Origin of the sequence: Kitasatospora sp. NPDC059599 (assembly GCF_042735125.1) — a bacterium.
Lineage (GTDB): Bacteria > Actinomycetota > Actinomycetes > Streptomycetales > Streptomycetaceae > Kitasatospora.
Genome location: NZ_JBHWCL010000254.1, coordinates 1 through 7,020, shown reverse-complemented (window position 1 = coordinate 7,020; position 7,020 = coordinate 1). Strand labels below are relative to the sequence as shown.

The 7,020-nt window shown below is 70.7% G+C and carries 5 protein-coding genes; 3 read left to right on the top strand and 2 right to left on the bottom strand.

Translation table 11 applies throughout. The features are described from left to right. Window positions 1–144 precede the first annotated feature (144 nt). Window positions 145–597 (bottom strand): GNAT family N-acetyltransferase, encoded by a 453-nt coding sequence (locus tag ACFV04_RS42845; protein WP_360268778.1) that lies wholly within the window; start codon window positions 595–597, stop codon window positions 145–147. A gap of 127 nt (window positions 598–724) precedes the next feature. Continuing rightward, window positions 725–1,516, bottom strand: a complete 792-nt coding sequence (locus tag ACFV04_RS42840; RefSeq protein ID WP_380350041.1) for a VOC family protein — start codon at window positions 1,514–1,516, stop codon at window positions 725–727. A gap of 217 nt (window positions 1,517–1,733) precedes the next feature. Between ACFV04_RS42840 and ACFV04_RS42835 the strand changes: the two genes are divergently transcribed. From ACFV04_RS42835 to ACFV04_RS42825, 3 genes are all read left to right on the top strand, one after another. Further along, the gene (locus tag ACFV04_RS42835; protein WP_380350038.1) at window positions 1,734–3,965 is read left to right on the top strand and encodes an ATP-dependent RecD-like DNA helicase; all 2,232 of its coding nucleotides are present in this window, start codon (window positions 1,734–1,736) and stop codon (window positions 3,963–3,965) included. A gap of 225 nt (window positions 3,966–4,190) precedes the next feature. Continuing rightward, window positions 4,191–5,480, top strand: a complete 1,290-nt coding sequence (locus tag ACFV04_RS42830) for a citrate synthase (RefSeq protein WP_380350035.1) — start codon at window positions 4,191–4,193, stop codon at window positions 5,478–5,480. A gap of 573 nt (window positions 5,481–6,053) precedes the next feature. Continuing rightward, window positions 6,054–6,773, top strand: a complete 720-nt coding sequence (locus tag ACFV04_RS42825; RefSeq protein WP_380536508.1) for an SDR family NAD(P)-dependent oxidoreductase — start codon at window positions 6,054–6,056, stop codon at window positions 6,771–6,773. Window positions 6,774–7,020: the final 247 nt, after the last annotated feature.

Below are 7,020 nucleotides of genomic sequence, written 5' to 3'. Positions count from 1 at the left end.
GCGCCGATGGTACTGCAGGGGGGACCCTGTGGGAGAGTAGGACGCCGCCGAACAACCTTTGTGAAGAACCCCCATCCGGATTCCGGATGGGGGTTCTTCGCGTTTCTCGGGCGTTCTGTCCGAGGTGCGGTGTCGGACCTTCGGTCAGACCTTCAGCTTGAATCCGACGTGCGACGGAACGAATCCGAGCCGTTCGTAGAAGCGGTGGGCGTCGGTGCGGGTGGCGTCGGAGGTGAGCTGGACGAGGTCGGCGCCGAGTTCGCGGGAGCGTTCGACGGCCCATTCGATCAGGTCGGTGCCGAGCCCGTTGCCGCGTTCGTCGGCGTGGACGCGGACGGCCTCGATGATCGTGCGGGTGGAGCCACGGCGGGAGAGGCCCGGGATGACGGTCAGCTGCAGGGTGCCGACGGTCCGGCCGGCCCGGTCGGCGACGACCAGGTGCTGGTGCGGGTCGCCGTCGATGCGGGCGAAGGCGGTGCGGTACGCGGTGAGGTCGTCGGGGCTCTCACGGGTCGCGCCCAGCGGGTCGTCGGCGAGCATCGCCACTATCGCCGGGAGGTCCGCCTCGGTCGCCCGGCGGATCGTCAGATCGGTCATGTCGCTCATGATCAGAGAATAGAAGGCACCGGTTGACCTCGATCGCCTGTCTACGCCCGTAGCACCCCCTCACGCCCCTTCTCGGGGACGATCCGGGGCCGGGTGGGCGGGCCGGGGTGAGCGGGTGTCACGCGCCGGGCGCGGCACTGGTGATGACGGCGAACACCGCGCCGTGCGGGTCGGCGAGCCGGGCGAGGCGGCCGACGCCGTGGACGTCCGTGGCGGGGAGCCGGACGGTGGCGCCGAGGGTGTCGGCGATGGCGAGGCTGGCGTCCGCGTTGGGGACCTCGAAGTACGGGAACCAGTGCGAGGCGGTGCCGGCGGCGGTCTGGTCGGGGTGGAGCTGGACGATGCCGCCGTGCGCGTCGTCGGTGCCGCCGCCCGCCGGGGTGAGGACGGTGTAGAGCGAGTCCCCGAACGGGACGTCCTGTTCCTGCCAGCCGAAGACGGTGCGGTAGAAGGATTTGGCGAGTTCGGCGTCGACGCTGAGGCACTCGGCCCAGCAGAGGCTGCCCTCCTGGTCGACGAGGTCCAGGCCGCGGGTGTCGTGCGGTTGCCAGACGGCGAAGTCGGCGCCGGTGGGGTCGGTGTAGCCGGCCATCCGGCCGGAGGTGAAGACGTCGAAGGGGGTGTAGCGGACGCGGCCGCCGGCCTGTTCGACGAGTTCGGTGGTGCGGTCGGCGTCGAGGGTGGCGAAGTAGAGGGTCCAGGCGGGTGCGGAGCCCTCCTCGGTGAGCGGGCCGAGGGCGGCGACGGTGCGGCCGTCGAGCCGGAAGAAGCCGTAGCCGCCCGCTTCGGGGCCGGCCGAGTCGAAGGTCCAGCCGAACAGCGCGGTGTAGAAGTCCACGGAGGCCCGGGTGTCGGGGCTGCTCAGGTCGAGCCAGTCGGGGGAGCCGGGGCGGTAGGCGGTGTTGAGCATGTCGGCACTGCTCCTCGGACGGGGCCGGCCCGGGCGGGCGCGGTCGACGGTCCCCCTGCCTACCCTCAGCCTGGCACTTCGGCGGAGGCGCTGCACGGCAGGCTCCGCAGGCCCGGGCCCGGGCCGGGCCGCCGGGTTCCGGGGCTGTGGGCTTGTCGGGGCCGGGCGGTACGGTGCGTAGCGGAATGATCCACCCGTACCGGTCGAAGGGGGCCCGGTGAGCAAGCACGCGCCGTCGGGGCAGCAGCCGCTCCAGCTCGCGCAGGTCGAGGGCGTGTTGGAGCGGATCACCTACGCCAACGAGGAGACCGGCTACACGGTGGCCCGGGTGGACACCGGCCGGGGCGGGAACGACCTGCTGACCGTGGTGGGCGCGCTGCTGGGGGCGCAGGTCGGGGAGTCGCTGCGGCTGCACGGGCGGTGGGGCTCGCACCCGCAGTACGGGCGGCAGTTCACGGTGGAGAACTACACGACGGTGCTGCCGGCCACGGTCCAGGGGATCCAGCGGTACCTGGGCTCGGGGCTGATCAAGGGGATCGGGCCGCGGTTCGCCGAGCGGATCGTGGAGCGGTTCGGGGCGGACACCCTGGAGGTGATCGAGAACGAGCCGGGCCGGCTGATCGAGGTTCCGGGGCTGGGGCCGAAGCGCACCAAGAAGATCGCGGCGGCCTGGGAGGAGCAGAAGGCCATCAAGGAGGTGATGGTCTTCCTGCAGGGGGTCGGGGTGTCGACCTCGCTGGCTGTGCGAATCTACAAGCAGTACGGCGACGGCTCGATCGGTGTGGTGAAGAACGAGCCGTACCGGCTGGCCGGGGACGTCTGGGGGATCGGTTTCCTGACGGCGGACCGGATCGCCCAGGCGGTGGGGATCCCGCACGACAGCCCGGAGCGGGTGAAGGCCGGCTTGCAGTACGCGCTGTCGCAGAGCACCGACCAGGGGCACTGCTTCCTGCCGGAGGAGCGGCTGATCGCGGACGGCGTGAAGCTGTTGCAGGTGGACGTCGGGCTGGTGATCGACTGCCTGGCGGAGCTGGTGGCGACGGAGGGGGTGGTGCGCGAGCCGGTGCCGGGGGACGGCGGCGGGCCGATCACCGCGGTGTACCTGGTGCCGTTCCACCGGGCGGAGATCTCGCTGGCCAACCAGCTGCTGCGGCTGCTGCGTTCGGACACCGACCGGATGCCCTGGTTCGCCGGGGTGGACTGGCGGGTGGCGCTGGACTGGCTGGCGAAGCGGACCGGGGCGGAGCTGGCGCCCGAGCAGGAGCAGTCGGTGCGGTTGGCGTTGACCGAGCGGGTCGCGGTGCTGACGGGCGGCCCGGGCTGCGGCAAGTCGTTCACGGTGAAGTCGATCGTGACGCTGGCGCTGGCGAAGCGGGCCAAGGTCGTGCTGGCGGCGCCGACCGGCCGGGCGGCGAAGCGGCTGTCGGAGCTGACCGGGGTGGAGGCGTCGACGGTGCACCGGCTGCTGGAGCTGAAGCCGGGCGGGGACGCCGCGTACGACCGGGACCGGCCGCTGGACGCGGACCTGGTGGTGGTCGACGAGGCCTCGATGCTGGACCTGATCCTGGCGAACAAGCTGGTCAAGGCGGTGCCGCCGGGGGCGCACCTGCTGTTCGTGGGGGACGTGGACCAGTTGCCCTCGGTGGGGGCCGGGGAGGTGCTGCGGGACCTGCTGGCGGCGGGCGGGCCGATCCCGTCGGTGCGGCTGACCAGGATCTTCCGGCAGGCGCAGCAGTCGGGGGTGGTGACGAACGCGCACCGGATCAACGAGGGCAAGCCGCCGTTGACGGAGGGTCTGGCGGACTTCTTCCTGTTCGCGGAGGACGACGCGGAGCTGGCGGCCGGGCTGACGGTGGACGTGGTGGCGCGGCGGATCCCGCAGCGGTTCGGGTTCGACCCGCGCCGGGACGTCCAGGTGCTGGCGCCGATGCACCGCGGTCCGGCGGGGGCGGGGAACCTGAACACCCTGTTGCAGGGGGCGGTGACGCCGGCCCGGGAGGGGTTGGCTGAACGCCGCTTCGGCGGCCGCACGTTCAGGGTGGGGGACAAGGTCACGCAGATCCGCAACAACTACGACAAGGGGCGGAACGGGGTCTTCAACGGCACAGTGGGAGTGGTGACCGCCCTCAGCGTGGACGACCAGCGGCTGACGGTGCTCACCGACGAGGACGAGGAGGTGGCCTACGACTTCGACGAACTGGACGAGCTGGCCCACGCGTACGCGGTGACGATCCACCGCTCGCAGGGCAGCGAGTACCCGGTGGTGGTGATTCCGGTCACCATGTCCGCTTGGACGATGCTCCAGCGGAACCTGCTCTACACCGCTGTGACCAGGGCTCGGAAACTCGTGGTGCTGGTCGGGTCACGGAAGGCGATCGCGCAGGCCGTACGGGCTGTCAGCGCAGGTCGGAGGCATACCGCGCTCGATCATCGACTGACTACTGGATGATTATCCAACGGGATGGTTGCCTCTAATGTTCTCTTGACGTGAAGAGATTTACGGCAGAGCCTAGGGTGGTGCCGATCTTGTCCGGTTCGTACCGGCTGCGGCGGCAGGTTTTGTAGGGGCGGGCCCTTTCGGGCCACCCCGGGTGCGCGACTGTCCTCCGGATGGGGGATGGTAGAGACAGTCAGGGCACCTTGGAAGAGGATTCATTTCGTCGGTGAGGAAGACGTGAGCGACAACTCGGTAGTACTGCGGTACCAGGACGGCGAGTACGAGTACCCCGTCGTCGAGAGCACTGCGGGCAACGCCGGCTTCGACATCTCGAAGCTGCTCCCGCAGACCGGCCTGGTCACCCTGGACAACGGCTTCGGTAACACCGCCGCGTACAAGTCCGCGATCACCTTCGTGGACGGCGACAACGGCATCCTGCGGTACCGCGGCTACCCGATCGAGCAGCTCGCCTCGCAGGGCGGGTTCATCGAGACCGCGTACCTCCTGATCAACGGTGAGCTGCCGAACGCGGGCCAGCTGGCGGAGTTCAACCGCGAGATCACCCAGCACACCCTGCTGCACGAGGACGTCAAGCGCTTCTTCCAGGGCTTCCCGCGGGACGCCCACCCGATGGCGATGCTGTCCTCGGTCGTCGGCGCGCTGTCCACGTTCTACCCGGAGAGCCACAACCCGTTCGACGCGGCCCAGCGCCACCTGTCGACGGTCCGCCTGCTCGCCAAGCTGCCGACGATCGCCGCCTACGCGTACAAGAAGGCGATGGGCCAGCCCTTCGTCTACCCGCGCAACGACCTGAGCTACGTCGAGAACTTCCTGCGGATGACGTTCGCCGTCCCCGCCGAGGACTACGAGCTCAACCCGGTCGTGGTCAACGCCCTCGACAAGCTGCTCATCCTGCACGCGGACCACGAGCAGAACTGCTCGACCTCCACTGTGCGTCTGGTCGGCTCCAGCCACGCCAACCTGTTCGCCTCGATCTCGGCCGGCATCTCGGCCCTGTGGGGCCCGCTGCACGGCGGCGCCAACCAGGCCGTCCTGGAGATGCTGGAGAGCATCCAGAAGGACGGCGGCGACGTCGACGCCTTCATCACGAAGGTGAAGAACAAGGAAGCCGGCGTCAAGCTGATGGGCTTCGGGCACCGGGTCTACAAGGCGTTCGACCCGCGCGCCGCCCAGGTGAAGCTGCTCGCGCACGAGGTCCTCGGCCAGCTCGGCAAGAGCGACGAGCTGCTGGACATCGCGCTCAAGCTGGAGGAGCACGCCCTCAAGGACGACTTCTTCATCTCGCGCAAGCTGTACCCGAACGTGGACTTCTACACCGGCCTGATCTACCGCGCCATGGGCTTCCCGACCAGCATGTTCACCGTGCTGTTCGCCCTCGGCCGGCTGCCGGGCTGGATCGCCCACTGGCACGAGATGATCAACGACCCGACCAGCCGGATCGGCCGCCCGCGCCAGATCTACACCGGCACCGCGATCCGCGACTACGTCCCGCTCGACGGGCGCTGACGACACGCGCGACGACGCCGACGCCGGGCACCGCCCGGACGGGAGCTGAAAGGGGCCCGGCCGCTGACTGAGCGGCCGGGCCCCTCCGCGTCCCCGCGCGGCGCCCCCGGAAGGGCCCGCGCGGAGACGGAACCGTACGGCGCACGACTCCGGGGCCGGCCGCAGCCGGGGACGGCCGCTCAAAGCGTCCCTGACCCGCCAGAACCCCGGCGTCGTGCGCGAAGGCCGTCAGGACGACGACCGTTCCCGGGGCCCGCCGGAGCCCCGTCGGCGGCAGCCGATGGAAGCGCGGGGACACGATGCCGTTCAGCGTGCCCTCGCCCGTCGGAAAAACTGCCGCACTACCAACCTAAGACGTATCAGGGTGCGAGAAGTTACGCCCGGGGGGTGTGAGCTGCCTCTCGCCACGCTCCGTGTGCGCGCCGTACCCCGCCCATATCACACCTTCTCTCGCGCGGGACGTCACCCTCCCCGCAGTCACGGCAACCGAGCGTGATAGGAATCGTGGCATTCCGGTACGGACCGTCGCGCACACTCGCAGCGCGACGGCGGAACTGGGGAGGGAGTGCGCAGATGGCCAGGAACGTCGTCGTCACCGGCGGTGGCACGGGAATCGGGTACGAAGTCGCGCGGCGGTTCGCCGAGGCGGACGACCACGTCGTGATCGTGGGCCGCCGCCGGGAGGTCCTGGAGAAGGCCGCAGCCGACCTCGGGTCCAACGTCACCCCGCTGGTGTGCGACCTCGCCGACCCGGACGCCGTGGAGGCCGCGCTGCGCGAACTGCCCGAGCGGATCGACGTCCTGGTCAACAACGCCGGCAGCCGGGAGACCGTGGTCGGGGGTGGGCCGCACGCCCTGCTGGCCCGCTGGCGCGGCGACTTCGAGCGCAACGTGCTGACCGTGGTGCTGCTCACCGAGTCGATCCGCGACCGGCTCACCCCGGGCTCCGGCCGGGTCGTGACCATCAGCTCCATCGCCGCCCTGCGCGGGGCCGGCTCCTACGGCGCGGCGAAGGCCTCGCTGCACGCCTGGAACCACTTCCTGGCCGCCCAGTTGGGCACCTCGGGCATCACGGCCAACATCGTCGCGCCGGGGACGGTCAGCGGCACCGAGTTCTTCGGGCCGCGGCTGGACGAGGCCGAGGTCGCCCGGCGGGCGGCCCGCACCCTGCTCGGCCGGATCGGTGAGACCGGCGAGGTCGCGGCGGCGGTGCACTTCCTCGCCTCGCCCGAGGCCGGGTTCATCACCGGCGAGATCCTGCACTGCAACGGCGGCGAGCTGCTGGGGCGTTGACGCACGGCGGGGGCCCGGACCGATGGCGGTCCGGGCCCCTCGCGTCTGCCGGGCCCCTCGCGTCGGCAGGTGCCGGTGCTCAGGCGGGCCGGAAGCGGCGCAGCCGGAGGCTGTTGGTGACGACGAAGACCGAGGAGAAGGCCATGGCGGCTCCGGCGATCATCGGGTTGAGCAGTCCGGCGGCGGCCAGTGGCAGGGCGGCGATGTTGTAGCCGAAGGCCCAGAAGAGGTTGCTTCTGATGGTGGC